This is a genomic window from Peterkaempfera bronchialis, from assembly GCF_003258605.2.
GTDB lineage: Bacteria > Actinomycetota > Actinomycetes > Streptomycetales > Streptomycetaceae > Peterkaempfera > Peterkaempfera bronchialis.
The window spans coordinates 6,272,594-6,295,899 of the sequence record NZ_CP031264.1 but is presented as its reverse complement, the minus strand read 5'-3'; the positions used below and the strand labels follow the sequence as shown (position 1 = coordinate 6,295,899).

At 73.2% G+C, this 23,306-nt stretch carries 25 protein-coding genes; 7 read left to right on the top strand and 18 right to left on the bottom strand.

Annotation, left to right across the window (positions count from 1 at the left end):
- Positions 1–53: 53 nt before the first annotated feature.
- Positions 54–1,028, top strand: a complete 975-nt coding sequence (locus tag C7M71_RS26885) for an FCD domain-containing protein (RefSeq protein ID WP_111489851.1) — start codon at positions 54–56, stop codon at positions 1,026–1,028.
- Between the two features lie 85 nt (positions 1,029–1,113).
- Here the strand turns inward: C7M71_RS26885 and C7M71_RS26880 are convergent, their stop codons facing one another.
- From C7M71_RS26880 to C7M71_RS30835, 9 genes are all read right to left on the bottom strand, one after another.
- Positions 1,114–1,902 (bottom strand): SDR family oxidoreductase, encoded by a 789-nt coding sequence (locus tag C7M71_RS26880; protein WP_229758936.1) that lies wholly within the window; start codon positions 1,900–1,902, stop codon positions 1,114–1,116.
- Positions 1,903–1,937: 35 nt separating this feature from the next.
- The gene (gene fabG / locus C7M71_RS26875) at positions 1,938–2,681 is read right to left on the bottom strand and encodes a 3-oxoacyl-ACP reductase FabG (protein ID WP_111489852.1); all 744 of its coding nucleotides are present in this window, start codon (positions 2,679–2,681) and stop codon (positions 1,938–1,940) included.
- A 60-nt stretch (positions 2,682–2,741) separates the two neighbouring features.
- The gene (locus C7M71_RS26870; protein ID WP_111489853.1) at positions 2,742–3,902 is read right to left on the bottom strand and encodes an acetyl-CoA acetyltransferase; all 1,161 of its coding nucleotides are present in this window, start codon (positions 3,900–3,902) and stop codon (positions 2,742–2,744) included.
- Positions 3,899–4,309 carry a Zn-ribbon domain-containing OB-fold protein gene (locus C7M71_RS26865; protein WP_111489854.1) on the bottom strand — a complete coding sequence of 137 codons (411 nt, stop codon included), beginning with the start codon at positions 4,307–4,309 and terminating at the stop codon, positions 3,899–3,901. The genes C7M71_RS26870 and C7M71_RS26865 overlap by 4 nt, the downstream gene beginning before the upstream one ends.
- Positions 4,310–4,372: 63 nt before the next feature.
- Positions 4,373–6,814, bottom strand: a complete 2,442-nt coding sequence (locus C7M71_RS26860; RefSeq protein ID WP_111489855.1) for an AMP-binding protein — start codon at positions 6,812–6,814, stop codon at positions 4,373–4,375.
- Positions 6,815–6,831: 17 nt separating this feature from the next.
- Positions 6,832–7,977 (bottom strand): acyl-CoA dehydrogenase family protein, encoded by a 1,146-nt coding sequence (locus C7M71_RS26855; RefSeq protein ID WP_111489856.1) that lies wholly within the window; start codon positions 7,975–7,977, stop codon positions 6,832–6,834.
- 149 nt (positions 7,978–8,126) lie between these two features.
- Complete coding sequence (locus C7M71_RS30840; RefSeq protein ID WP_162824405.1) at positions 8,127–8,417, bottom strand: hypothetical protein; 291 nt, start codon at positions 8,415–8,417, stop codon at positions 8,127–8,129.
- Positions 8,414–9,598 (bottom strand): acetyl-CoA acetyltransferase, encoded by a 1,185-nt coding sequence (locus tag C7M71_RS26850; protein ID WP_162824404.1) that lies wholly within the window; start codon positions 9,596–9,598, stop codon positions 8,414–8,416. The genes C7M71_RS30840 and C7M71_RS26850 overlap by 4 nt, the downstream gene beginning before the upstream one ends.
- Before the next feature lie 2 nt (positions 9,599–9,600).
- Positions 9,601–10,884, bottom strand: coding sequence for a hypothetical protein (locus C7M71_RS30835; RefSeq protein WP_162824403.1), 1,284 nt, complete (start codon positions 10,882–10,884; stop codon positions 9,601–9,603).
- Between the two features lie 133 nt (positions 10,885–11,017).
- On the opposite strand from C7M71_RS30835, the gene C7M71_RS26845 reads away from it, so the two are divergent.
- Positions 11,018–11,911 carry a fumarylacetoacetate hydrolase family protein gene (locus C7M71_RS26845; protein ID WP_111489858.1) on the top strand — a complete coding sequence of 298 codons (894 nt, stop codon included), beginning with the start codon at positions 11,018–11,020 and terminating at the stop codon, positions 11,909–11,911.
- Positions 11,912–11,985: 74 nt separating this feature from the next.
- Positions 11,986–12,492, top strand: coding sequence for a VOC family protein (locus C7M71_RS26840; protein WP_111489859.1), 507 nt, complete (start codon positions 11,986–11,988; stop codon positions 12,490–12,492).
- A 58-nt stretch (positions 12,493–12,550) separates the two neighbouring features.
- On the opposite strand, the gene C7M71_RS26835 is transcribed toward C7M71_RS26840, so the two are convergent.
- Positions 12,551–13,024 (bottom strand): SgcJ/EcaC family oxidoreductase, encoded by a 474-nt coding sequence (locus C7M71_RS26835; protein WP_111489860.1) that lies wholly within the window; start codon positions 13,022–13,024, stop codon positions 12,551–12,553.
- A gap of 109 nt (positions 13,025–13,133) precedes the next feature.
- Between C7M71_RS26835 and C7M71_RS26830 the strand changes: the two genes are divergently transcribed.
- Positions 13,134–13,514: a YbjQ family protein gene (locus C7M71_RS26830; RefSeq protein WP_111489861.1), complete on the top strand. Its 381-nt coding sequence runs from the start codon at positions 13,134–13,136 to the stop codon at positions 13,512–13,514.
- On the opposite strand, the gene C7M71_RS26825 is transcribed toward C7M71_RS26830, so the two are convergent.
- The gene (locus tag C7M71_RS26825) at positions 13,498–14,745 is read right to left on the bottom strand and encodes a trans-sulfuration enzyme family protein (RefSeq protein WP_111489862.1); all 1,248 of its coding nucleotides are present in this window, start codon (positions 14,743–14,745) and stop codon (positions 13,498–13,500) included. The two genes, C7M71_RS26830 and C7M71_RS26825, sit on opposite strands and share 17 nt — an antisense overlap.
- Positions 14,746–14,922: 177 nt before the next feature.
- Between C7M71_RS26825 and C7M71_RS26820 the strand changes: the two genes are divergently transcribed.
- On the top strand, positions 14,923–15,435 hold the full coding sequence (locus C7M71_RS26820; protein WP_229758935.1) for an Lrp/AsnC family transcriptional regulator: 513 nt from the start codon (positions 14,923–14,925) through the stop codon (positions 15,433–15,435).
- A gap of 97 nt (positions 15,436–15,532) precedes the next feature.
- Positions 15,533–16,642: an FAD-dependent oxidoreductase gene (locus C7M71_RS26815; RefSeq protein ID WP_229758934.1), complete on the top strand. Its 1,110-nt coding sequence runs from the start codon at positions 15,533–15,535 to the stop codon at positions 16,640–16,642.
- Between the two features lie 38 nt (positions 16,643–16,680).
- On the opposite strand, the gene C7M71_RS26810 is transcribed toward C7M71_RS26815, so the two are convergent.
- The 4 genes from C7M71_RS26810 to C7M71_RS26795 all read right to left on the bottom strand — a co-directional run bounded on the left by C7M71_RS26810 (position 16,681) and on the right by C7M71_RS26795 (position 20,879).
- Positions 16,681–18,642 carry an oxidoreductase gene (locus tag C7M71_RS26810; protein ID WP_111489864.1) on the bottom strand — a complete coding sequence of 654 codons (1,962 nt, stop codon included), beginning with the start codon at positions 18,640–18,642 and terminating at the stop codon, positions 16,681–16,683.
- A gap of 33 nt (positions 18,643–18,675) precedes the next feature.
- Positions 18,676–19,335, bottom strand: a complete 660-nt coding sequence (locus C7M71_RS26805; RefSeq protein WP_111489865.1) for a TetR/AcrR family transcriptional regulator — start codon at positions 19,333–19,335, stop codon at positions 18,676–18,678.
- 67 nt (positions 19,336–19,402) lie between these two features.
- Positions 19,403–20,050, bottom strand: coding sequence for an NADPH-dependent F420 reductase (locus tag C7M71_RS26800; RefSeq protein WP_265737679.1), 648 nt, complete (start codon positions 20,048–20,050; stop codon positions 19,403–19,405).
- Between the two features lie 31 nt (positions 20,051–20,081).
- Positions 20,082–20,879 (bottom strand): inositol monophosphatase family protein, encoded by a 798-nt coding sequence (locus C7M71_RS26795; RefSeq protein WP_111489866.1) that lies wholly within the window; start codon positions 20,877–20,879, stop codon positions 20,082–20,084.
- Positions 20,880–20,986: 107 nt separating this feature from the next.
- Here C7M71_RS26795 and C7M71_RS26790 point away from each other — a divergent pair, with 107 nt between their 5' ends.
- Entirely contained in the window at positions 20,987–21,895 is a 909-nt protein-coding gene (locus C7M71_RS26790; RefSeq protein ID WP_111489867.1) for a LysR family transcriptional regulator, read from the top strand.
- A 7-nt stretch (positions 21,896–21,902) separates the two neighbouring features.
- Here the strand turns inward: C7M71_RS26790 and C7M71_RS26785 are convergent, their stop codons facing one another.
- The 3 genes from C7M71_RS26785 to C7M71_RS26775 all read right to left on the bottom strand — a co-directional run bounded on the left by C7M71_RS26785 (position 21,903) and on the right by C7M71_RS26775 (position 23,300).
- Entirely contained in the window at positions 21,903–22,238 is a 336-nt protein-coding gene (locus tag C7M71_RS26785; protein ID WP_162824401.1) for a hypothetical protein, read from the bottom strand.
- 101 nt (positions 22,239–22,339) lie between these two features.
- The gene (locus C7M71_RS26780; protein ID WP_229758933.1) at positions 22,340–22,528 is read right to left on the bottom strand and encodes a hypothetical protein; all 189 of its coding nucleotides are present in this window, start codon (positions 22,526–22,528) and stop codon (positions 22,340–22,342) included.
- A gap of 34 nt (positions 22,529–22,562) precedes the next feature.
- Positions 22,563–23,300 carry an SRPBCC family protein gene (locus C7M71_RS26775; protein WP_111489869.1) on the bottom strand — a complete coding sequence of 246 codons (738 nt, stop codon included), beginning with the start codon at positions 23,298–23,300 and terminating at the stop codon, positions 22,563–22,565.
- Positions 23,301–23,306: the final 6 nt, after the last annotated feature.

Here is a 23,306-nt window from a genome sequence, read left to right as displayed (position 1 = left end):
AATATCATGGTTCTGCGCACCCTAGGGGACCATGGAGCCGACGAGAGGCAGCGATGACCGGTATCGACGCGATGTACGCCTGGCGCGAGCTCGGTCGGCGGCTACGCATCGCCAACGAGGGCCTTGAGCCCGCCCTGCGCTCGTTCGGCATCGGCTCCAGCTCCGACTTCGAGGCTCTGGAACTGCTCACCCGGGCCCCCCATGGGGAGCTCCCCCAGCGCCAGGTCCAGGAGGCGGTGGGCCTCAGCCAGTCCGGCGCCAGCCGACTGGTCACCCGCCTGGAGCGGGCCGGGCTGCTGCGGCGCGTCACCTCGCAGGCGGACGCCAGGGCCGCGCTGCTCCAGGTCACCGAGGCCGGCCGCGATCTGGTCGGCCGGCACCGCTCCACCTTCGAGGAGCGGGTGCGCGAGGAGCTGAGCACGCTCACCGAGGACCTCCTCCTGCCGTCCGCGCCGACCACCACCGGTACCGGCGACGCCGCCGCTACCGCCGCCACTGCCGTCGAGGAGCGCAGGCCCTCCCCCTCCGGCGCCGCGGCGGAGGGCGGCTCCCAGGGCGGCATCCTCCAGTTCGGCGAATCGCTGCTCTCCCTCGGCTCCGGTGCCGTCACCGTCGCCGACGCCATCCACGTCCGGGACGCGCTGGAACCCCTGGTCCTGATCGAGGCCGCCCAGTACCGCACCCAGCAGGACATCGTGGACTGCGAGGGCATCCTCGCCGAGATGGCCCGCCACCTCGGGGACGGCAAGGCCTTCTACCTCGCCGACTGGTCGCTGCACCACCGCCTGGCGTCGATCTGCCGCAACACCTTTCTGCGCCAGGTCTACGAGAGCCTGCTGCTGACCCTCGAACGCCACGTCGACGCGGTCGTTCCCACCGACGGCCTGCGCGACTACCTGCGCCGCCGGCTGGTGGTGCACACCGAGATCATCGACGCCATCGCCTCCGGCCGCCCCGACCGCGTACGCCAGGCCGCCCACGCCCATGCCATCACCGGGGTCTCCGACCACACCAATGTGCCCAGCTGACCTCAGCTGACCTCAGCTGGCGGGCGTCAGGCAGCGCCGCCGGGCCGACCGCCGGGGCGGTCCGCGCGGCGGCGCTGCCCCCGGGTCACCCGATGCCGAGGCTGCGCCCGCCGTCGATGACCAGGTTCTGCCCGGTGACATATCCGGCGTGGTCGCTGAGCAGATAGGTCACCGCCTCGGCTATCTCGTCGCGGTTCGCGTGCCGCCCCACCGGGATCTTCTCCAGATTGGCCGCATAGGCGCCCTCGGCGGCGAACAGCTGCGACACCGCCCCGGTGTCGTCGGTCAGCCCGGGGGTGACCACATTGAGCCGGATACCGTGCCGCCCCCAGGCGATGGCCAGCGACTTGGTCATCGCCAGCACCCCCGCCTTGGCGCTGGCCGAGTGCGCGGTGTCCGGGTCGCCGAAGAGCGCCGGTGTGGTGCCGATGGAGACCACCGAGCCACCGCCGCCCCGGGCGATGAGATGCCGCCCCACGGTCTGCGTGCAGTGCCAGGAGCCGTCCAGGACGATCCGTACGACCGCGTTCCAGGCGTTCGGCGACATCTCCTCCGGGGCGACCCGGAAGTTGCCCGCCGCGTTGTTGACCAGGTGGTCGATACGGCCGTACCGGTCGACCACCTCGGCCAGGACCGCCTCCACCCGCTCCCGGTCCCGGACGTCGGCGGCGAATCCGGCGGCGCTGCCGCCCGCCTCCCGGATCGACGCCACGACCTCCCGCAGCGCGTCGGGGCGGCGGCCCAGCAGCACCACGGTCGCCCCCAGGGCCGCCAGATGGCGGGCGATCGTCTCCCCGATGCCCGAACTGCCGCCGGTGATCACCGCGACCCGCCCCTCGAACGAGCCCGGCGGCAGCATGGTGGGACGGCTCACGGGGCCCTTCTGGCGAGGGGTGGTGGACGCGCCGGTCACATCAGCCGCCCGCCGGTGACCTCAAGGACGCCGCCGGTGATGTAGCTGGACAGGTCGGAGGCGAGGAAGAGGATGACATTGGCCACCTCACGCGGATCCCCCGCGCGCTGCAACGGGATGTCCTTCTCCCGCGCCTCGAAGATGTCCTGGCGCATCGCAGCCGTCATCGGCGTACGGATCAGACCCGGCTGCACGGCGTTGACCCGCACGCCCCGGTGCCCCAGCTCCTTCGCCGCCGACTTGCTGAGGCCGACGATGCCCGCCTTGGCAGCCGCGTAGTTGGTCTGACCGGTGTTGCCGACCTTCGCGGAGAGCGAGGAGAGGTTGACGATCGACCCGCCGCCCTGGCCGCGCATCACCGCTGCCGCCTCCCTGGTGCCCAGCCAGGCGCCCCGCAGATGGACGTCCATGACGAGCTGGTAGTCCTCCAGGGTCATCGTGCGCAGCGTGGCGTCACGGGTGATGCCCGCGTTGTTGACCATCACATCGAGGCTGCCGAACTCCGCGACGCAGCGGGCCACCACCGCCCGCACCTCCTCCTCGGAGGTCACATCGCACCGTACGGCCACCGCCGAGCCGCCCTCGGCGGTGATCTCCGCCACGGTCTCGGCGGCCCGGGCCGTATCCACATCGCTGACCACGACATGCGCACCCTGCTGGGCGAACACCCGGGCGGTCTCCCGGCCGATGCCCTGTGCGGCGCCGGTGACGACCGCAGCCCGTCCTTTGAGCAGACCCATACCGTCCACCTCTGTCCTCTCCACTGGTGAGCTGGCTTGCTGTGTTGTCCTGAGACGGGCCTATGCGGAGAGCGTCGCCTCGGAACCGAAGAGTGCCGTCACCTGGCTGGAGAGCACCCCGCCGTTGCCATGGGCCAGCGCGACCTCCACACCGGGCTGCTGGCGGTCGCCGCACTCTCCCCGGATCTGCCGCACGGCCTCGATGATCAGGAAGATCCCGAACATGCCGGGGTGGCAGTACGACAGTCCGCCGCCGCTGGTGTTGACCGGCAGCGCCCCACCGGGCGCGATCCGCCCGTCCGCGACAAACGCCCCGCCCTCGCCCTTGGCACAGAAACCCAGGTCTTCGAGGAGCAGCACGGTGTTGATCGTGAAGGCGTCGTACAACTGGACCACATCCACCTCCGCCGGGGTCAGCCCCGCCGCCGCGAAGGCCCGCGGGCCCGAGAGCGCGGCGGCCGTCGTCGTCAGGTCCGGCATCTGGCTGATCGTCTGATGGGTCGTCGCCTCGCCCACGCCCAGCAGATAGGCAGGCCGCTGCGGCAGGTCACGCGCCCGCTCGGCACTCGTCAGCACGACCGCCCCGCCGCCGTCGGTCACCAGGCAGCAGTCGCGCACCGTCAGCGGCGAGCTGACCGGCCGGGACGAGAGGACGTCCGCACGGGTCAGCGGCCCGCGCAGAAACGCCTTCGGGTTGAGCCGCGCCCACTGCCGGGCGGCCACCGCGACATCCGCGAGCTGCTCGCGCGTCGTGCCGAACTCATGCATATGCCGCGAGGCGGCCAGCGCATACATGGTCACCGGAAAGCGCGGGCGGTACGGGGCCTCGTACGGGTTCAGCCGGGTACGGGCCACCAGCCTGCCCGCCGCCGAACGCTGGGTGCTGCCATAGGTGATCAGCGCCACCTCGCAGAGGCCCGCCTCGATCGCGCCCGCCGCGTGCAGCAGATGCGACACAAAGGAACTGCCGCCCACCACCGACCCGTCCAGATACCGGGGGCGGACGCCCAGGTACTCGGCGGTGTCCAGCGCCGCCGCCGGATAGTCGGACGACGCGGTGAAGAGGCCGTCCACCTCACGCATGGTCAGCCCCGCCTCGGCGAGCGCGGCATGGGCGGCCTGGGCCGCCAGGTCCAGCGGGGTCAGCCCGGGGCCGACCTCCCCCAGGTCGGACTCGGCGACACCCACCACCGCCGTGCGGCCCCGCAGCCCCGCGCTCACGCCGCGCTCCGCAGCTCGAAGACGACCACCGGTTCGCCGTCCTCGTCCACGATGCGGGCCCGCACCGCCGCGCCGATCCGGACGGACTCGGAGGGCGCACCGGTCACCCGGCTCATCATGCGGAACCCCTCGTCCAGGTCGACCAGGGCGACATTGCGGGGGGCCGCATCCCGCTCGGGGACCGAGGAGGTGGCATGCACCACCCCCGCGCCGGCGCTCTGCTGCCAGCTCAGCGCGGTGCCCCCGCAGTGCGCGCAGAGCACCCTCGGGTAGAACTGCGCCCGGGTGCACGCGGTGCAGCGCTGGTAGAGCAGGCGGCCGTCGGCCAGGCCGGCCCGGTAGGCCGTCCATGGGCTCACCGAGGAGGCGGCGGCGCCGATGTCGGCTGCTCGGGTGTCATCGGGCATGGGGACTCTCCAGTGGGTGTGGCTGCATGGGGACAGGACCCGGTACGGGCCGGGGCGGCCGGGTCAGCGGCCGTGGAACTCGGGGCTGCGCTTGCCGAGGAAGGCACGCACCCCTTCGCCGAAGTCCTCGGAGGCGACCAGGCGGGCCTGGGCCTCGGCCTCCCGGCTCAGGCAGGTGTCCAGGTCGGGTACGCCGCCCGCGAGGATCTGCTTGGTGGCGGCCAGCGACAGGGGCGCCGAGGTGAGCAGCGCACGCGCCCGGCGCAGCGCCTCCTCCAGGGCCGTCCCCGGCGCGCACAGCCGGTCGACCAGGCCCCAGCCCAGGGCGCTCTCGCCGTCCACCACCTCGCCGAAGAGCAGCATGGCCTTGGCCCGGCCGAGGCCGACCCGGGCGGCGAGGGTGGTGTGCAACCCGCCGTCCGCCGTCAGGCCGACCCGGGCGAACGGGCAGCAGAAGGCGCTGTCCCCGGCGGCCACGACCTGGTCGCAGGCGGCCGCCAGGCCCAGGCCCAGGCCGTAGGCGCGGCCCTCCACGGCGGCGATCACCGGTTTGCGGCCCTGGGTGATCGTGCGGATCAGCTCGGCCACGGCCTCCAGCCGGGGCCGGGCGACCTCCGGGTCGGTGGTCATCGCGGCCAGGTCCCCGCCGGCGCTGAAGTCGGCGCCCTCGCCGGTCAGCACCACCACCCGCACCGCAGGCTCGTCCATGGCCTCGCGCAGGGCCGTCAGCAGCCGGGCGCGGCCGGTGTCGTCCAGGGCGTTCAGCCGGCCGGGGCGCGACAGGACCAGGGTCCGCACCGCGTCCTCGTCGCGGACCACGATCCGCGCCGAGGTGTCCGGCGGCGCGGGCAGCCGGGCCAGCAGCTCCGTCTTGAGGACCTTGCCGACCCGGGACAGCGGCAGTCGGTCCACCGCATGCACCTCGTGCAGCCGCTTGACCGGGGACACCTGGCCGTTGACCCAGGAGCGCACCCCGTCCGGGTCCTCGGGCCGACGCAGGACGACAAAGGCGACCGGCAGTTCGCCGGAGGTCGGGTCCGGGCGGCCGACGACGGCGGCGGAGGCGACCTGGGGATGGCTCAGCAGCAGCTCCTCCAGCTCGCGGGGGTAGACGTTGTACCCCTTGTAGATGAGCATGTCCTTCAGCCGGCCGGTGATGTAGAGGTCGCCGTCGCCGTCCCGGTGGCCGAGGTCGCCGGTGCGCAGCCAGCCGCCGACGAACGCCTCGGCGCTCTCGCGCGGGCGGCCCAGATAGCCGTCCGCGATCTGCGGGCCGTGCACCCAGACCTCGCCGCGCTCCCCGGGTGGGAGGACCGTGCGGCCGTCCTGGGGAGAGCGGATTTCCACCTGCGTGCCCGGCAGCGGGACGCCGCAGCTCTCCGGCTTGCCGGGGGTGGCGGCGGTGTAGGGGGTGGCGGTGACGACCAGGGTCGCCTCGGTCATGCCGTAGGACTGGCACACCCTCGCGCGGGGGAACGCCGCCTCCAGGCGTGCCACCACGGCGCCCGGCAGCGGTGCCGAACCGCACCCCAGGGCCCGCACCGAGGTGAGGTCGCGGGTGGCCAGGGTCGGACTCTCCATCAGCATGGCGTACATGGCGGGGGCGCCCAGGATGTGCTGGATGCGGTACCTCTCGACGTGGTCCAGGAACGCCTCCCGGTCGAAACGCCGCATGGTGGTCAGCGTCGCCCCCGAGGCCAGGTGCTGGCTCAGCCCGACCAGGCCCATCGCGTGGAAGAGCGGAGCGGCGGTGAGGACCCGCAGATCGCCGGGGTGCAGCAGAAAGTCCCCGGGCTCGCCGACCGGTTCCAGGACGATCCCGCCGTGGCCGTCGGCGACGGGCCGCGCGCCGGTGCGCCAGCAGGCGTACTGGAGGGTCTGGGCGGTGAGGTTGCGGTGCAGCACGCGGACCCCCTTGGGGGTGCCGGTGGTGCCGCCGGTGTACACCAGGTGCGCGACGTCGTCGCCGGTCGGCCCGCCGTCGGGCGGCGCTTCGGCGGTGTCCTCGGGCAGCGGTACCCAGCCGGCGGAGTCGGCCGCGGCCTCGGGTGCGCACTTGGGGGCGCCCCCGCGTACCAGGACCAGGCGGACCCCGGTCCCGGTCAGCAGGTCGGCCGCCGCCCGGGTGGCCCGCCCGTCGGCGCCGGACTCCGCGATCACCGCGACGGCTCGGGAGTCCACCAGCTGACGCCTCGCCTCGGCGTCCGTGAGCATCGGGCTCAGCGGGGTCGCCGTGGCCCCGGCCAGCAGGATGCCGTAGTAGGCGATCGGGTACGCCGGGCCGTTGCCCAGGTGCACCGCGACGACCTCGCCGCGCCGGATCCCGTGCTCCCGCAGCGTCCGGGCGACCGCGCAGGCCCGGCCGTAGAGGTCGGCGAAGGAGACCTCCTCGCCCTCGTGGCGCAGCGCCGTGCGCCTGCCGTAGCGGCGGGCCGAACCGGCGAGGACGGCGGTCAGCGGGCCGTCGTACCCGTCGGGGAGGTGCGTCATCGTCGTCTGCGGCATCGTCGTCTCCGTGCCCGTCACAGTCCGAGGGACTTGGCGATGATGGACTTCATGATTTCGCTGGACCCGCCGTAGATGCGGGAGACCCGGGCGTCCGCATAGCGGCGGGCGATGGGGTATTCGCGCATATAGCCGTAGCCGCCGTGCAGTTGGAGGCACTGGTCGGCGACCTGGCCCTGGAGCTCGGTGGTGTACAGCTTGGCCTTGGCCGCGTCCGCCGGGTCGAGCGTGCCGGCGTCGAACTCCTCGATCGCCCGGTCGACCAGTTGCCGTCCGGCCTCCACCTGAGCCGCGAGGGCGGCCAGGGTGAACTTGGTGTTCTGAAAGGACGCCAGGCTGGTGCCGAACACCGTGCGGGCGGTCACATACTGCACGGTCTCGGCGATCATGGCCTCGCTCATGGCCTGTGAGCCCACGGCGATCGACAGGCGCTCCTGCGGCAGATTCGACCCCAGGTAGCCAAAGGCCCTGCCCTCCTCGCCGAGCACATGGGAGACCGGGACCCGCACATCGGCGAAGGACAGCTCGGTGGTGTCCTGGGCATGCAGGCCCAGCTTGCGCAGTGGGCGGCCCCGGGTGAACCCGGTCATCCCGTCCTCGACCACCAGCAGGGTCAGGCCGTCGCGCCGGTTCTCGGTCCGGGCCGTGCGGGCCACCACGATCACCAGCCCGGCGTGGGTGCCGCCGGTGATGAACGTCTTGGCGCCGTTGAGCAGATAGTGGTCGCCGTCGCGTACGGCGGTGGTGGAGAGCCCCGCCAGGTCGGAGCCGCTGCCCGGCTCGGTCATGGCGATGGCGCCCATGGTCGCGCCGGAGGCCAGGCCCGGAAGCCAGCGGGCCTGCTGCTCGGCGGTCGCGTGGTGCAGAAAGTAGGGAATCACCACGTTCATATGCAGATTGACGGTGCCGAGGAAGACGCTTCCGGCGGCGATCTCCTCGGTGATCACCGCGTTGTAGCGGAAGCTGCGCTCACCGCCGCCGCCGAACTCGGCGGGGATCCGGATGCCCAGCAGTCCGGCGGCGCCGAGCGTGTCATAGAGGGTGCGGGGGACGACTCCGTCCTCCTCCCACCGCTCCGCGTAGGGCACGACCTCACGCGCGAAGAGTGTGCGCACCATCTCCCGGAACGCCTGATGGGTACGGTCGAAAACCGTGCGTCGCACGATCCCTCCTTGGGTTTCTCCGCAGGGCCGGACACCTGCGCGGGTGGGGGGTCAGTACCCGACGAAGGAGGGCGCCCGGCCCTCCCTGGCCGCTGCCAGGGCCTCGGCGGAGTCCTGGGTGGACTGGACGACCGCGAAGTGGGAGGCGATCAGATCCAGGCTGGTGCGCAGGTCGTTGGCGCGCAGGCCCTGGTAGACGGCGCGTTTGATCGCGGCCAGCGCCACCGGGGGCCGACGGCCAGACGGCGGGCGAACGCCAGGGTCTCCGCGAGGAGCAGGTCGTCCTCGTACAGCCGGCTGACCAGGCCCAGCCGCAACGCCTCCTCCGCCTCGATGAAGTCGCCGGTCCAGAGCAGTTCCAGGGCGCGGGCGGTGCCGCTCAGCCGGTGCCCGCGCAGGGAGAGCCGGTGGTACGCCGCGTGCCGCTGATCGCTGCTCATGGCGCCCCCAGGACGGTGATCGCGGCGACCGCGCCGGGTCCGCCGAGGTTGTGGGCCAGACCGCGACGGGCGCCGGGGATCTGGCGGTCCCCCGCCCGGCCGGTCACCTGGTCGGTGATCTCGGCGACCATCCGCACCCCGGTCGCGCCGACCGGGTGCCCGCAGGACTGGAGGCCGCCGGAGACATTGACGGGGAGGTCGCCGTCCGGCCGGGTCGCTCCGGCCATCAGCTCGGCGGCGCCCCGGCCAGGGGGGAAGAGGCCGAGGTCCTCGGTGTTGACGATCTCGGTGATGGTGAAGCAGTCATGGCACTCGACCAGGTCGAGCTGGGAGCGCGGGTCGGTGATGCCGGCCTGCCGGTAGACCTGGGCTGCCGCGTCCCGGGTGGCCTGGAAGCCGAGGAAGTCGTTGTCGGAGCGGAACAGCGCCGGGTAGTAGCCCGCGTACGAGGCCAGGGCCAGGCCCTCGATGAGCGCATAGCGGCGGGCGTGCCGCTCCGCCCAGCGGCGGGAGGCGATGACGACCGCAGCCGCGCCGTCCGTGGTGGGGGTGCAGTCCAGCAGGCCCAGGGGGTCGGCGACCATGGGTGCCGCCAGTACCTGCTCGGCCCGGATCGGCGTCCGGAAGTGGGCCTTGGGGTTGCGCGCGGCGTTCGCGTGGTTCTTCACCGCGACCTCGGCCAGCACCTCCCGTCCGTATCCGTACTCGGCCAGATAGCGGGCGGCGACCAGCGCGAACTGGCCGGGGGCGGTGCGGCCCTTCGCCAGCACCGGATGGGACTGCTCGACGGTCTTGGCCACCAGCGAGTCGCGCGGCGGCACATCGCGCATCTTCTCCGCACCGACGGCCAGGCAGACCTCGTACTCGCCGGCGGCGACCGCCAGGGCCGCCCCGCGCACGGCCTCCATCCCGGTGGCGCAGAAGTTGCTGACCCGGGTGACCGGTCTCGGCCCAAACCCCAGCGCCTCGGTGACGGCGGCTCCGGAGTCGCCGACGAGGGCGCCCAGCAGCGGCTCGGCGGTGCCGAGCCAGGCTGCCTCGATCCGCCCGGGCTCGACGCCCGCGTCGGTGATGGCGTCGGTGGCGGCCTGGTGCAGCAGGCTCAGATACGACCGGTCGTACAGCACTCCGAACCGGGTCACCCCGGTGCCGACGACGGCGACCTCATGGGCCAGTGGCATCGTTACCGTCCTGTTCCGTCGGTGACCGGGAGGATCTTCCAGAAGTAGCGGGGCGCGGCGCCGGGGGCGGTGGCGATCCGGCGCAGCACCAGCTCGACCTCGTCCCCGATGGCGGCGTCGTGCCCGGCGGCGACCTGGCCGTAGAACCGGCCGCCGCTGTCGAGCCGGACCACCGCCGTGGTCAGCGGGCCTCCGACGGGGAAGACATGGTCGCTGGTGCGGCTGAGCACCCGACCGGTGCGGGCCATCTCGTGCGGGCGCAGGTCGGCGGCGGGGCCATGGCGGGGGCAGGCGGGCGCGGCCGGGTACTCGGGGGCCTCGCAGGCGGCGCACCACATGCCGGTCAGCCGCAGTTCCTCGCGGCGGTCGCGCCATGCCTGGGCGACCGAGGTGAAGGGGTCGAACCCGTCGATGGGTGCGAGCCCCGGTGGAGCGGCGGCGGCGCATGCGTCGGTGTCGGCGGCGGCAGCGAGGCCGAGCGGGCCGGGGTCGGGGCGGTAGCCGGGGGCGAAATCGAGGCGGAGCCGGTACCGGGCGCCTCCGCCGATGTCCAGCTGGACCCGGGTCTCCGAGGCGGGATCCGGGTCCGCGCCCCCGTTACCGTCCCGGTTTAGCCGGGCGACGGCCTCGGCCCAGGCCGCCGCACACCCCAGGTGCCCGATGCCGGGAAGGCCGGGGCTGCCGGGCCGGACGGTGACCGTATGGATGCCGGGCTCGGCGGCTCCGGCCGCCGCGCGGGAGGCCAGCCAGCGGGTGAAGCCGGGTTCGGCGTCGACGGTGCCGCCGCCGAGGGCGTACACCTCGCGGGTGGAGTCCGCGTCCGCCCCCATGAGGTGCAGGCGGACCGGGCCGTCGGCGGTCACCAGCAGGGCCGCCGCGCCGGAACCGAAGGCCCGGCCGCCGTGGCGGCGCCGGGTGTCGGCGAGCAGCACCAGCACGGGTGCGACCCCGGAGGAGACCAGTGCGGCGGCGGTCGCCAGGGCCGCGCCGGAGGCGGACAGGCCGCCGCCGTACTCCTGGACGAGCAGGCCCTCGGTGTCCAGGCGCAGCGCGTCGGCCAGGACCGAGGCATTGCCCCCGTCGGTGACGGGGGCGGTGGTGGTGGCGAGCAGCAGGGCGGCGATGCGGGTGCGGGCATGGCGGTCGAGCAGGGCCCGGCCGGCCTGCCAGGCCAGGGTGAGGCTGTCTTCGTCCGGTGCGTGTACGGCGACGCGGGCCGCCCCCGTCCCCTCCCGCCAGGGAGGAACGGCGACTGCCGCGTCGTGTATGGCGGCGCTCAGTGTCATGGGGGACACCTCCGCGAGGACCGTAACATGCATGAGCACGCATGACAAAGAATTGCTTGCGCAAGCATGGCTTGTCGGGCTCTAATGACCACCACGTCTTCCCCCCAGGCTCCGCGAACGTGAGGAGACCCCCATGCGACTGGGATGCATCGACGGCGAGGCGGTCCTGATCCGGGACGACCGCTACGCGGGCCTGGCAGAGCCCTCCGCGCAGCGCTTCGCCACCCCCGGCCTGGTCTATGGCGACTGGCCCGGCTTCCTCGCCTGGGCCGCCCGGGAACCGGACCTGCCATGGCACCGGCTCGACCCGAAGCGCCTCCAGGCCCCGGTCCCCGTCCCTGGGCAGGTCTTCGGCGTGGGCCTCAACTTCCACGACCACCTGGCGGAGAACGGCCGGGCCGGGACCCGCCCGCTGCCGCTGACCTTCACCAAGTTCCCCAGCTGCATCACCGGCCCGTACGACGACGTGGAGATCCCCCTCGGGGGCGTCGACTACGAGGTCGAACTCGTCCTCGTCATCGGCCGCCACGCCGACCGCGTCCCCGCCGACCGGGCCTGGGACCACATCGCCGGTCTCACCGTCGGCCAGGACCTGAGCGCCCGAGGCGTCCAGCAGGGCGGCCAGCTGTCGCTCGCCAAGTCCTTCCGGGGCTTCGCCCCCATCGGGCCCTGGGTCACCACCCCCGACGAGCTGCCCGACCGCGACGCCCTCGACCTGCGCTGCTGGGTCAACGGCGAGCTGCTCCAGGACGGCACCACCAAGGACATGGTGCACAACGTCCCCGAGCTGATCGCCTTCCTCTCGACGGTCACCCCGCTGCGCCCCGGCGACCTCGTCTTCACCGGCACCCCCGCCGGCGTCGGCTTCTTCCGCACCCCGCAGAAGTTCCTCGCCCCCGCCGATGTGGTGCGCAGCGAGATCCCCGGCCTCGGGGTGATCGAGAACCGCTGCATCGCCCCCGCCGCCCCCGGCCCCTACGACCAGGCGCTGGGCGCCCTGGCCCCGCGCCCGCCGCAGCCGGCCTGACCCCGGCGGCACCGTCCGCGAGCAGGAGAACCGCAACGCCCTCCGGCACCACTCCACGAGAAGAGGAATCCGCCATGGTGACACCCGCTGCGATGAACCACATCGCCTACCAGACCACCGACCTGGCAGCGACCCACGCCTTCTGGACGAAGGCCCTGGGCGCCCGCCTGGCCGGCGCGGTCCGCCAGGACGCCGCCATCACCAGCAGCGGCGAGTCCATGAACCCCTTCCTGCACGTCTTCTATGAACTCGCGGGTGGAGAGTGCATCGCCTTCTTCGATGTCGCGGGCGAGTACCAGGCCAAGGACGACGGCCTCGAATGGTGGGCCAAGCACCTCGCCCTCTCCGTCTCCTCGCAGGAGGAACTGGCCGCCGTCGCCCAGCAGTTGCGCGACCATGGCGTGGAGGTGCGCGGCCCGGTCGACCACGACGGGCTCTGGTACTCGGTGTACTGCTTCGACCCCAATGGCGTACACCTGGAGATCACCCACCAGACCCGGCCGCTGGGCGAGCCCGACGCCATCGAGGCCCGGAGCCTCTACGACACCTGGCTGGCCGACCGCGCCGCCGAGCGCGTCTGACCGCCGACCGGACCCGCCGGCCCCGGCAGACCGCCTCGGTCCCCGGGGCCGGAGGTCGTCATTCGTCCTGGTAGGAGGGCCGCAGCAGTTCCCGCAGCTCCTCGGAGAGGTTCTCCCGGAGCTCGGGCCTGCCGTGGAACCGGGCGGGGGTGCTCTGGAAGAGCACGATCCGCCAGGCGCCGCCGAGCCGGGCAGCGACCACCGTCTGACGGGCGTTGAGCGTGGGCCGCAGGTCGGACTCGCCCGGGGGCACCATGCCGGCGACGGCCTGGAGCACGGCGGCGTCCGGACCGAGCAGCCGTACGCCGCGCACCTTGGCCACATAGGCCGGGGTGGGGCCGCCCGCGAAGACCTCGGCCAGTTCGGCGGCGATCCCGGCCCGGCCGCAGTGGCGGGTGCCGTCGAAGCCGATCGCCTCGCCGTCCTCGGCGAAGGGCGCGGCCATCGCCTGCGCGTCCCGGGTGTCCCAGCCCTCCAGCAGCGCCCGGTAGAGCTCGCGGACCGCCCGGTCGGCGGCGGCGTCCGTCCCCATGGCCCTCCTCCTCCGGCGGTCCTCCTCGCGCTGTGCGCCTGTCGGCCAGCGTAGCCGGGCGGCACCAACCGGGCGCGCGGACCGGGCGGGACGGGGCGAGGATGGCGGCATGGGCAATATCGGCAGTATCGACGAGTACGGCGGCGGGCAGGGTCCGTCGGCCGATGTGCTGGTGGTCACCACCAATGAGGTGCCGGGCTGCCAGGTGGACCGGGTGCTGGGCGAGGTGTTCGGGCTCACCGTGCGGTCCCGGCACATCGGCAGCCAGCTCGGCGCCGGCCTGAAGTCACTGGTCGGCGGCGAGCTGCGGGGCCTGACCAAGACGCTGGTGCAGAGCCGCAACGAGGCCATGGCCCGGCTGGAGGAGCAGGCTCGCGCCCGGGGGGCCAACGCGGTGCTGGCCATGCGGTTCGATGTCACCGAGGCCGCCGATGTGGGCGCCGAGATCTGCGCCTATGGCACCGCCGTGGTGATCAGCCGGACGAGCTGACCAGGGACAGCGCGGAAACGGGAACAGGAACGGGAGGAGCGGGGGCGGCTGCGGCGAGCGCCGAGGTCAGGTCCTCGACCAGGTCCTCCGGGTCCTCCAGGCCGATGGAGAGGCGCAGCAGGCCGGGGTCGGGGCGGGCACCGGCCTCCACCGGGCGGTGGGTGAGCGCGGCGGGCACCTGGATGAGGGTGGAGACCCCGCCGAGCGAGACCGCGTGGGTGATCAGCCGGCACCCGGCGGCGACCCGCTCGGCCGCCTCCGCGCCGCCCCGCACGCTGAACGCCAGGACCGACCCGGGCAGCGCCAGTTGGCGGCCCAGCAGCCCGGCCGGGTCGGCGCCGGGCAGGCCGGGGAAGTGCACCCGGGCCACCTCGGGGTGGTCGGCGAGCCGTTCGGCGACGGCCTGGGCGGTCGCGCTCTGCCGGCGCACCCGCAGCGGCAGCGTCTGGAGGCCCCGGTGGAGCAGATAGGCGGAGAGCGGGTGCAGGATGCCGCCGGTGACGGCGCGTACGGAGCGCAGCCGGACGGCCCAGTCGGGGTGGCAGGCGACGGCACCGGCCAGCACATCGCCGTGGCCGCCCAGGTACTTGGTGGCGCTGTGCAGCACCAGGTCGGCGCCGTGCCGGCCGGGGCGCTGGAGGACGGGGGTGGCGAAGGTGTTGTCGACCAGCAGTGGCACCGGGTCGGCGCCGGGGCGGCGGCACTGCGCGGCGACGGCGGCGATGTCGACCAGTTCCAGGGTGGGGTTGGCGGGCGTCTCCAGGATCACCAGGCCGGTGTCGGGGCGGAGGGCGGCGGCGACGGTGTGCGGCTCGGCCCAGCTGACCTCGGTGCCGAGCAGCTCGGTGGCCAGCAGGTGGTCGGTGCCGCCGTACAGGGGGCGGACGGCGACCACATGGCCCCGGCCGGCGGCGCGGGTGGCGGTGAGGCAGGCGGCGAGGGCAGCCATGCCGGAGGCGAAGGCGACGGCCTCGGGCAGTTCCTCCAGTTCGGCGAGGGCGTCCTCGAATCCGGCCGTGGTGGGGTTCCACAGCCGCTGGTAGACATGGCTGTGGGCGGGCCCGGGGCGGCCTCCGGTGGCCAGGGTCTCGTAGGCGTCGCCGCCGTCCTGGACGCCGGGCAGCGGGTTGGTGGTGGAGAGGTCGATGAGGGGCACATGGACGCCCTGGCCGTGCAGTCCGCTGCGTCCTGCGTGGACGGCGGCGGTGTCGGGGCGGCGGCGGTCCGGCATGGGCGGGTCCTCCCGGTGCGGGGCGTGGCGAGTACGGGGGCGGTGCGGGTGCGGTGCGGGTGCGGTGGCGCCACCAGGGTGGACGACTTCTGCCGCGCGCGCCGCCGGGCCGCACGATGTTCTGTATCGGGCCTCCGGCTCTTGCTCTTCTTCGGCGGACGGGGTCACCATCGTGCCGTGCCGAACGAACTTCACCGCGAGCTGGCGCCCGTCGACCGGGCCATCCTGCGGGTGCTCCGCGACAATGCGCGTACCCCGAACAAGGCCGTGGCGGAGGCGGTCGGGATCGCCCCGTCGACCTGCCTGACCAGGATCCGGTCGCTCTGCGAGCGCGGGGTCATCCGCGGCTTCCACACCGATGTGGACCCGCGCGCCCTCGGCCTGGGCGTCCAGGCCATGATCGCGGTGCGGCTGCACTCGCATGCGCCCCGGCATGTCGACGCCTTTGTGCGCGGGGCGCCGGACCTGCCCGGTGTGCTCGCGGTCTTCCATGTCTCCGGGCCGGACGACTACCTGCTCCATGTGGCGGCGCCGGACACGGTGGCGCTGCGGGACTTCGTCCTGGAGCACCTGACGGCACATCCGGCGGTGCAGCAGGCCCGGACCAGCCTGATCTTCGGCCAGGTCCGGGGCGCGGCGGCAGCGGCCGGTTCGGGGTCGGCGGCAGGCGCGGCGGCAGCGGCGGAGTAGGTCCGGTCAGCCCGGTCAGCCGACGGGGCCGGACCCGACAGGGGCGGGCAAGGGACGGGCAAGGAAGACCCGGGGGCGTACCGGCGTTGCCTCCGCCGTGACCGCTTCCGCAGAAGAGACCAGGCCCGCACCGCTGCCCACACCCGCCATCGAGACCGAGGTGGTGGTGGTCGGCGCCGGGCAGGCGGGGCTGTCCGCCGCCTACCACCTGCGGCGGCGCGGGTTCGCTCCGTACGACGGGCTTGTGGTGCTGGACGCGGACGACGCCCCGGGCGGGGCCTGGCGCCACCGCTCCCCCACCCTCACCATGGCGGCGGTCCACGGCTTCCACGACCTGCCCGGGCTGCCGCTGCCGCCGGCCGACCCTGGGCGCCCGGCCCGGGAGGCGGTGCCGGAGTACTTCGCGGCATATGAGCGGACCCATGGACTGCCGGTGGTGCGCCCGGTGCGGGTGCGGGCGGTGCGGCCGGACCCGGATGGGCGGCTGCTGGTGGAGACGGACGCGGGCCGCTGGTCGGCGCGGGCGCTGGTCAATGCCACCGGCACCTGGACCCGCCCGTTCGTCCCCCACTACCCCGGCGCCGGGCTGTTCCACGGTCGGCAGCTGCACTACGCGGAGTACGGCGGCCCCGAGGAGTTCCGGGGGCAGCGGGTGGTGGTGGTCGGCGGCGGTGCCTCGGCGGTCCAGGTGCTGGCGGAGACCGCCGCCGTGGCGCAGACCACCTGGGTGACCCGGCGTCCGCCGGTCTTCCGCGACACGCCCTTCTCCCCGGAGGCGGGCCGGGCCGCCGTGGCGCTGGTGGAGCAGCGGGTGCGGCAGGGCCTGCCCGCGCAGAGCGTGGTGAGCGTGACCGGTCTGACGGAGAGCCCGGCGGTGCGGCGGGCCCGCGAGCTGGGGGCGCTGGAGCGGCTGCCGATGTTCGACCGGATCACCGCGACCGGGGTGGCCTGGGACGACGGGCGTACGGTCGCCGCCGATGCCATCGTCTGGGCGACCGGCTTCCGTCCTGCGATCGGCCACCTGGCCCCGCTGGGCCTGCGCGGACCGGGCGGCGGCATCGCCCTGGACGGCACCCGCGCGGCGGCCGACCCCCGGGTGCACCTGGTCGGGTACGGGCCGTCCGCCAGCACCGTCGGCGCCAACCGCGCGGGCCGCGCCGCCGCCCATGCGATCCACGCCCTGCTGCGGCTCCCCGCCCACGCCTGACCACCCCGGCCGCCCGGCGCGCGGACACCGGATGGACGCTACAGCGCGGCGGCGGCGGTCAGCCCCTCCAGGACGGCCTCCTCGACCGTGCGCGGTGAGACGCAGTCGCCGATGGCCGTGATCCGGCCGGGCAGGGCGTCGGCCAGGTCCGTCAGCTCGGTGACGGGGTCGTGGCCCTGGGCCAGTACGACGCCGCTGACGTCCTCCACCAGGACCGGTTCCTCGGTCAGGGTGTGCTGGAGGTACACGGTGTCGCTGTCCGCGCCGTACAGCCGGACATTGGGCACGATCTGCACCTTCGCCCGGACGGCATCGCCGAGCATGGCGGCCCGCACATACTGCTGAAGGTGCTCCCCCGCGCCGAAGCCGGTGACGCAGAGCACCACCCGCCGCCCCTGCCGGGCCAGCAGCACGGCCACGCCGAGCCCGATCCAGTCGCCGCGCCAGTCCGCCACCACGATCCGGCCGCGCGGCGTCTCCGCACCGCGTACGACATCCCAGGCGTCCAGCACAACGGGGTCATCGGCGAGTTCCAGCGCCGGGCGACGCGGAACCGCCCCGGTCGCGACGATGACCGCGTCGGGTTCGGCGGCCCGCAGCAGCGCGGCGTCCACCCGGGAACCGGTGACGATCCGTGCCCCCGCCCGCCTGGCCTCGCCCTCCAGATTGGTGATCGCACCGCCGAACTCCGCCCGGCCCGGCAGCCGTTCGGCAAGCAGCACCTGGCCGCCGACCCTGCGCGCCGCCTCGTGCAGGGTCACCTCGTGGCCGCGCTCGGCGGCGACGGCAGCCGCCTTCAGCCCCGCCGGTCCGCCCCCGACGATCAGCACCCGCTTGCGGCGGACGATCGGGGGCAGCACCGCGAAGCGCCGCTCCCGGCCGGTCTCCGGGTGCTGGATGCACGAGATGGGGTAACCGCGCTGGAAGTGCCCGATGCACGCCTGGTTGCATCCGATGCAGGCCCTGATCTCCTCGGTGCGGTCCTGGAGGGCCTTGTCCGGCATCTCGGGGTCGCAGATGAGCGCCCGGGTCATCGCGCAGGCGTCGGCCCAGCCCTGCGCGACGATCTGCTCGGCCTCCTGCGGCTGGTTGATCCGACCGGCCACCATCACCGGGACGTTCACCGTGGCCCGCACCTCGGCGGCCAGCGGAGCCGTGTACCCGGCCGGCTGGGACATCGGGGGCGCGATATGCAGCGAGCCGGACAGGGTCGCCGAGCTCCCGGCGCAGACGCTCACATAGTCGAGCAGCCCGTCCGCGTCGAGTCTGGCGGTGGTCTCCAGCACCCGCGCGGTGGTCAGGCCGTCGTGGCTGAGTTCGTCGCCGGAGATCCGCAGGCCGACGACAAAGCCGTCCCCGGCCTGCGCCCGTACCGAGCAGAGGGCCTCGTGCAGAAAGCGCAGCCGGTTCTCGTCGCTGCCGCCGTACCGGTCGTTCCGCACGTTCACCAGGGGGTTGAGGAACTGCGCCGGCAGATAGCCGTGGCTGGCCACCACCTCCACCCCGTCGAGCCCGGCCTCGCGCAGGCGCCGGGCCGCCGCCCCGTAGCCGTCCACCACCTCCCGGATCTCCTCCGGCGACATCGCGCGCGGCATGACATGGAACCGCTCGCTCGGCGTGGCGGACGGCGCCCAGGCGACCGGTGCGGACCCGTCCCGTGACTCCAGGATCTCCCGCCCCGGATGGAAGAGCTGCCCGAAGACCCTGGCCCCGTGCCGGTGCGCGGCCTGCGCCAGTCGGCGGTATCCCGCGATGCACTCGTCGTCGGTGGCCATCAGCACATGCGTGGTGTAGCGCGCCGTCTCATGCACGCCGCCGACCTGGACGACGATCAGCCCGACGCCGCCGGCGGCGCGTGCCTCGTGGTAGGCGACCAACTCGTCGGTCACCCTGCCGTCCTGGACCAGCACGGTGTCATGTCCCGACGACAGGATGCGGTTCTTCAGCGTCACCCCGCCGATCCGCAGCGGGCTGGACAGGTGCGGAAACTTCGATCCCATAGGGCTTCCCTCCCAGGTGCGGGCCACACGGTGTCAGGGGCGGTCCGCCGGGCCGGGGGACGCTGCGCCCTCCCGTACGCCGAGGACGGCTCGGGCGGTGCCCAGCAGCAGTTCGGCGTACCGGGGCGGCTCCATCCCACCGCCGGCCGCCACCGCCATGTCGCAGCCGTCGACCAGTACGGTGATCACCCGGACCGCCGTCTCCACCGGCATCACCGGGGCGAACCGGCCGGACCGCACGCCCTCGCCGACGATCTCCGAGACCAGGGCACGCCACTCCTCGTGGACCCGCCGGACTCCGTCCCGCAGTTCTTCGTGCCGGTAGGCGCTCGCGCAGAACTCGGTCCAGGTGGCGCATCTGCGGGACAGGTCCGGATCGCGGGTGAGTTCGTCCACCAGGAGCTGGAAGCGGCGCCATGGCTCGGGCTCCTCGACCGAGGCGCTGCGCCACCGGTCGATCAGATCCGCGATGGACCACTCGAACGCATGACGGAAGAGCAGGTCCCGCGTCTCGAAGTAGTGCTGGAGCAGCCCGATCGACACCTGGGCCGAGTTCGCCACATCACGCAGCCGGGCGGCGTCGAAGCCGCGCTCCGCCAGTGCCCGGGCCGCCGCCCGCAGAATGCGCTCGCGCTGCGCATCCGTACCGGCCGGGGGCACGCCCGCTCGAACATCAGCCGCTCTGTCGCCCATGCGGCCGATAATAACGCATTATTGGCGGGTGCAGAGGGGTGCGGCGGCCGGCCGTCAGCGGCACCCGTCAGCGGGCCAAGGAGACGGCGAACGGCTGGAATCCACGGCGCCGCAGCACATGCGGGACCAGCAGGATCAGCGCCTCGCTGGCGCGGGCGGTGGTGATGTCGCCGAGGTCCTCGATCCACTGCGGCTGCCAGCCCAGGTCGGCGAGCAGGCCCGCGACGGCCTTCTTGGCGCCGTCGTCATCGCCGGACAGATACACCGTCGGCGGGGTGGCCAGGGACTCGGGGGCGGTCATGACCGTGAAGAGCATGGTGTTCAGGGTCTTGACCACCCGGGTCTCCGGCAGGGCGTGCTGAAGGCGCTCGGCCAGGCTGCCGCCGGGATAGACCAGCTCTCCGGGGAGTCCGTCCGCAGCGTCATGGGTGGCGTTGGAGACATCGACGAGGATCTTGCCCGCGAGTTCGGACCGGAACTCCGTCAGGCGCTCCAGGGCGGTGTCACCCGGCGTCGCGTTGATCACGATGTCGGCGGTCCGGGCGGTGCTGCGCTGGTCCGCGAACCGGATCGACGGGTCGACACCGGCCTCGGCCTCGGCCCCGGTACTGCGGTGGCCGAGGGTGACGTCATGTCCGGCGGAGGCGAGCTTGCGGGCCAGGTTGGCGCCGACACGGCCGGCGCCGAGGATGCCGATGGTGGTCATGGTGGCCATGGTGGTCTGCTCCTTGGGATGTGCGGGTTGGTCAGGCGAGGGGTGCCAGGACCTTGACGGCAGCGGCGTGAATGCCCGGGGCGGCGGCGATGAAGTCGCGGCCGGCCAGAGTCCAGGGCCTGCCGTCGGTGTCGGTGACGGTGCCACCGGCCTCGGCGACCAGCAGGGCACCGGCCACCAGCCCGGAGCGGACGTCGGAGAACTGCCAGAAGGCATCCATCCGCCCGGCGGCGACCTGGATGAGTTGCAGGGTGGCGGGGACGGAGACGCGGACGACGAGCCCGTTGACCAGCATCGCGGTGACCGAGTCGCCGATCTTGCGCAGGGCTCGCTCGTCCTCGCCCGGCTTGGCCTGGCCGGTGCCGATCAGGGCCGCGCCCAGGTCGGTCTTAGCCGACACCCGCAACGCCGTGCCATTGAGCTCGGCGCCGAGACCGGCGAGCGCCGTGTAGGTGTCACCGGTCAGCGGCAGGTGGACAACGGTCAGAACAGGCCGGTTGTCGCGTACCAGCGTGGCGGTGACCGCCCAGTCCGCCATGCCGTGGACGTGGTTGATGTTCCCCTCGGCCGGATCGACCACCCACCACTCGCCGCCCGGCAGCGCGCCGCCGGCCAACTCGTCCTCGGCCCACTGGGACCCCGGCCGGGCCGCGAGCAGCGGCGCCTTCAGCACCTCCAGCACGGCGGCGTCGTTGGCGTGGATCTCGTGGACGATCTCATCGAGGCCGACCCCTCGGGCATGCGGGGTGTAGCGGTCCCGGAGCGTGGCCCCGGCGGACCGGACCGCGTCCGCCACGGTGGCCAGAAGGGCGTTGTCGAGCAGAGACATAGATGCTCCCTGGAGGGGATCCGGTTCACTTCATCGCCTGCTCCTCGACGGTAGGCAGTCCGTGGATTAACAACAAGTGCATGTATGTCACGCCTAGGATTACCGATATGCAACTGGATCTGAACCTGCTCACCGCCCTGGACGCGCTGCTGGAAGAGGGCAGCGTGGCCGGAGCGGCAGCCCGCCTCCATGTCACCGCCCCCGCGATGAGCCGGTCCCTGGGCCGCATCCGCAAGGCCACCGGAGACCAGATCCTGGTGCGCACCGGCCGCACGATGGTCGCCACCGCCTATGCCCTGGCCGTCCAGGAGCAGGTCCACGACCTCGTCCAGCAGGCCCACGACGTGCTGTCCCCGGAACGCGAGGTGGACCTGGCCACGCTGGAGCGGGTCTTCACCGTGCGCCTGCACGACGCGCTCGCCGCCGCCTGCGGCCCCGCCCTGGTCGCCTCGGTCCACCGGCAGGCCCCGGGCGTACGGCTTCGCCTGGTCGCCGAGTCAGGCTCCGACACACCCGAGCTGCGCCGGGGCGATGTGGACCTGGAGTCCAGCTCCGCCAAGCCGACCGTGCCCGACATCCGCCACCGACTGATCGGCCAGGACCGCCTGGTCGTCGCGGTCCGCCCCGGCCACCCGCTCGCCGAGGGGCCGCTGACCGCCGAACGCTATGCGGCGGCCGAGCACGCCACCGTCTCCCGCCGGGGACGGCTGAGCGACCCCGTAGACGACGCCCTCGGCGCCCTCGGACTGGAACGCACGGTCATCGCCGCCGCCCCCACCACGGCCGCCGCCCTCAACCTGGCACTCGACACCGACCTGGTGGTCTCCGTCCCCGAGGCGGTCACCCGCGCCGCCCGGCAGCAACTGGCCCTCCTGACCCTCCCTCTCCCCCTGGAGATGCCCCCCATCCCGCTCTATCTGAGCTGGCACCAGCGCTACGACAACGACCGCGCCCACACCTGGCTCCGCGCCCAGACCCGCACAGCCATCCAGACCGTCTTCGCCCCGCCGACATAAGCCACCGTCACCCCGGTCGGCACACCGCGATCTCGCCGACAGCGACCGGGCGCGTCAGTGGGGCCCACGGGCAATCGACGACGAGGACCGGCTGCTCCCGTGGAAGCAAGGGGACGGTCGGGAAGTCCAGACCGACCAGCCACTCAACCAACTGGACGGTCCGGCGCACCTCCGCGGTGTTGGAGCCGCGCCGCGCGATCTTGACCACCACAGGGCTGGAAGCCAGCAGGAAGACCGCGTTGGTATGCCCACGCAGGACAGTGGCACCTGACGCATCCAGGCCCACCGCATGGCAGGCAGCTTCGAGCTTTCCAACCTGGCTGGAGGCTGGGTCAGTGTCCACCCGGAGCTTCACATGCCTGTCTGCCCATCGGGGATCGGCCTTGGCGGACCACCTTGCCACCAGCGCGAATATGTGAACCACCGGGCCTTGGGGTCAGGCCCCTACCGGCGACCGCGCGTCGGTGTGGTGCCGAGCTTGGAGCTCAGCACCGACAGGAAGGTCGGGAGCTTGTCCACCGCGGATTTGGGGACCGGGGTGATCTGGACGGTGTCCCGCACCACGTCCTGCACCACGAGCTTGTAGGTGCCGTCTTCCTCGACGAGTTCGGCGGTGAAGAGCAGTGTTTCCACCAGAAGGTCCTTCGGTTGTCTGTTGTGCGACGCGTCAGGCGCCGTTGAGCCAGTCGTTCCACACCTTGGTGGCCTGTTCCTCGTCCGCGTCCTCGGCGTACAGGTGGTGGCCCAGCCAGATCGGCCAGTTCCAGGAACTGCCGTTGAAAAACCGGTACAGCCCGTCCGGGCCGCGCAGGCCGACGAAGTCGGGGCTGAGCCAGTCCACGACGACCGCCTCCGGGCTGCCGTCCGGACCGGGGACGTGGAGTTCGAGCCGGTCGCCGACGGCCGCGTCGTCGGCGAGGCCGAGGCGTCGACGCAGGGCACCGAAGTCGGCCGGGTCGGCGGTGGGTTCGGGGCGCTGGGCCTTGATGTAGACGGCGGGGCGGCCGCCGAAGTGCCGCAGGTACTCGGCGAGACCGTGCTGGTAGAAGTGGACGTGCTTCTCGGCCGCGTCCGCCTTGGTGTCCCAGGTCTCGTCCCAGACGCCCTCGTGCACCCAGTGGATTCCCATGCTCAGGTGGCTCGTTCCGCTGTCCACCGGCTCGATCCGGTAGCTGAGCGTGTTGGAGAACTCGTTGCCCAGGGTCGCCCGGACGGCGAAGTGGCTCGGCGGCTCCCACACGACGACGGTGCTGTCGGACCGGGTGGCCTTTCCGCCGACGCGCGGCTCGACCTCCATGGGGTACAGCCAGCCGAGGTTGCCGGCGCCGGTGGCGACCGCGGCCCAGATCTGCTCGGGTGTCCCGGGCAGATCCTGTTCCTTGCGGACCTCGAACTCTCGGGTCATGGTCGG

Excerpts from the sequence above, each read along its gene's own strand:
- C7M71_RS26885 (WP_111489851.1), top strand. The coding sequence starts at position 54 with ATGACCGGTATCGACGCGATGTACGCCTGGCGCGAGCTCGGTCGGCGG.
- fabG (WP_111489852.1), bottom strand. The coding sequence starts at position 2,681 with ATGGGTCTGCTCAAAGGACGGGCTGCGGTCGTCACCGGCGCCGCACAG.
- C7M71_RS26865 (WP_111489854.1), bottom strand. The coding sequence starts at position 4,309 with ATGCCCGATGACACCCGAGCAGCCGACATCGGCGCCGCCGCCTCCTCG.
- C7M71_RS26860 (WP_111489855.1), bottom strand. The coding sequence starts at position 6,814 with ATGCCGCAGACGACGATGACGCACCTCCCCGACGGGTACGACGGCCCG.
- C7M71_RS30840 (WP_162824405.1), bottom strand. The coding sequence starts at position 8,417 with ATGAGCAGCGATCAGCGGCACGCGGCGTACCACCGGCTCTCCCTGCGC.
- C7M71_RS26850 (WP_162824404.1), bottom strand. The coding sequence starts at position 9,598 with ATGCCACTGGCCCATGAGGTCGCCGTCGTCGGCACCGGGGTGACCCGG.
- C7M71_RS30835 (WP_162824403.1), bottom strand. The coding sequence starts at position 10,884 with ATGACACTGAGCGCCGCCATACACGACGCGGCAGTCGCCGTTCCTCCC.
- C7M71_RS26845 (WP_111489858.1), top strand. The coding sequence starts at position 11,018 with ATGCGACTGGGATGCATCGACGGCGAGGCGGTCCTGATCCGGGACGAC.
- C7M71_RS26840 (WP_111489859.1), top strand. The coding sequence starts at position 11,986 with ATGGTGACACCCGCTGCGATGAACCACATCGCCTACCAGACCACCGAC.
- C7M71_RS26835 (WP_111489860.1), bottom strand. The coding sequence starts at position 13,024 with ATGGGGACGGACGCCGCCGCCGACCGGGCGGTCCGCGAGCTCTACCGG.
- C7M71_RS26830 (WP_111489861.1), top strand. The coding sequence starts at position 13,134 with ATGGGCAATATCGGCAGTATCGACGAGTACGGCGGCGGGCAGGGTCCG.
- C7M71_RS26825 (WP_111489862.1), bottom strand. The coding sequence starts at position 14,745 with ATGCCGGACCGCCGCCGCCCCGACACCGCCGCCGTCCACGCAGGACGC.
- C7M71_RS26810 (WP_111489864.1), bottom strand. The coding sequence starts at position 18,642 with ATGGGATCGAAGTTTCCGCACCTGTCCAGCCCGCTGCGGATCGGCGGG.
- C7M71_RS26805 (WP_111489865.1), bottom strand. The coding sequence starts at position 19,335 with ATGGGCGACAGAGCGGCTGATGTTCGAGCGGGCGTGCCCCCGGCCGGT.
- C7M71_RS26800 (WP_265737679.1), bottom strand. The coding sequence starts at position 20,050 with ATGGCCACCATGACCACCATCGGCATCCTCGGCGCCGGCCGTGTCGGC.
- C7M71_RS26795 (WP_111489866.1), bottom strand. The coding sequence starts at position 20,879 with ATGTCTCTGCTCGACAACGCCCTTCTGGCCACCGTGGCGGACGCGGTC.
- C7M71_RS26790 (WP_111489867.1), top strand. The coding sequence starts at position 20,987 with ATGCAACTGGATCTGAACCTGCTCACCGCCCTGGACGCGCTGCTGGAA.
- C7M71_RS26775 (WP_111489869.1), bottom strand. The coding sequence starts at position 23,300 with ATGACCCGAGAGTTCGAGGTCCGCAAGGAACAGGATCTGCCCGGGACA.